General features: G+C 70.2%; 1 protein-coding gene. It reads left to right on the top strand.

Annotated elements, in window-relative coordinates; all coding sequences use genetic code 11:
- The coding region (locus A9Z05_RS19715; RefSeq protein ID WP_084044340.1) for an efflux RND transporter periplasmic adaptor subunit at positions 1 to 1,134 on the top strand (1,134 nt) is incomplete at both ends.

Genomic DNA, 1,134 nt, shown 5'->3' with positions numbered 1-1,134 from the left:
CTCGCCGCCGCGCTGCTCGCACTCGGCATCGTGCCGCGTATCGATGCACGCGCCGCACAGCGCGCGCAGGTGGCCGTGCAGCAGGCGCTGCCGGTATCCGTCGTCGTGCCCGGAACGGCGCCGGCCGACCAGACGCTGACGTTGCCCGGTTCGGTCGCGCCCTATGCGGACGCATCGATCTATGCGCGCACGAGCGGCTATATCGCGCACTGGAGCGTCGATCTCGGCACGCACGTGAAGGCCGGCCAGACGCTCGCGCAGATTTCCGCGCCCGATCTCGACGCGCAGTTGCGCCAGGCGCGCGCCGACGAAGCGAGCGCGCAGGCGAACTACGACTATGCGAAATCGACCGCGCAGCGCTGGCAGGACATGCTGAAAACGCAGTCGGTGTCGCAGCAGGACACCGACACGAAGGTCGCGGACATGAACGCGAAACGCGCGATGCTTGCGTCCGCGCAGGCGAACGTCGCGCATCTCGCCGAGCTCGTGTCGTACGAGTCCGTCACCGCGCCGTTCGACGGCGTGATCACCGCGCGCAACGTCGACGTCGGCACGCTGGTCACCGCGGGCGGCACGCCGGGCAGCCCGGGCCTGTCGGGCGAACTGTTCCATCTCGAACAGACGGACACGCTGCGCGTGTTCGTCGACGTGCCGCAGGACAGCGCGACCGGCGTATCGACCGGCACGCCGGTCTACCTGACGACGCCGCAGTATCCGGGGCGGCGCGTTGCCGCGCGTGTCGCGCGCAGCGCGGGCGCGATCGATCCTGTCACGCGCACGCTGCGCGTCGAGATCGACGTCGACAATCGCGACGGCACGCTGATGCCCGGCGCTTATGCGCAGGCGCATCTCGTGTTGCCGAGCGCGGCGCCGGCGCTCGACCTGCCGGTCAGTGCGCTGCTGTTCCGTCCGAACGGCGTGACGGTCGCCACCGTCGGCGCGAACGGACGCACCGCACTGAAGACCGTGCAGATCGGGCGCGATTTCGGCACGCGCGTGGAGATCGTCGCGGGGCTCGCGGCGACCGATCGCGTGATCGATAACCCGGGCGATGCGATCACGGCCGGGGAAGCGGTGAAGATCGTGGCGACCTCGCACGATGCGGCGCCGGTTGCTGCTTCGTCCGCTTCGTCC

Origin of the sequence: Burkholderia sp. A2, from assembly GCF_001729305.1 — a bacterium.
Classification (GTDB): domain Bacteria; phylum Pseudomonadota; class Gammaproteobacteria; order Burkholderiales; family Burkholderiaceae; genus Burkholderia; species Burkholderia sola.
This window is presented reverse-complemented; position numbering and strand designations above follow the sequence as displayed.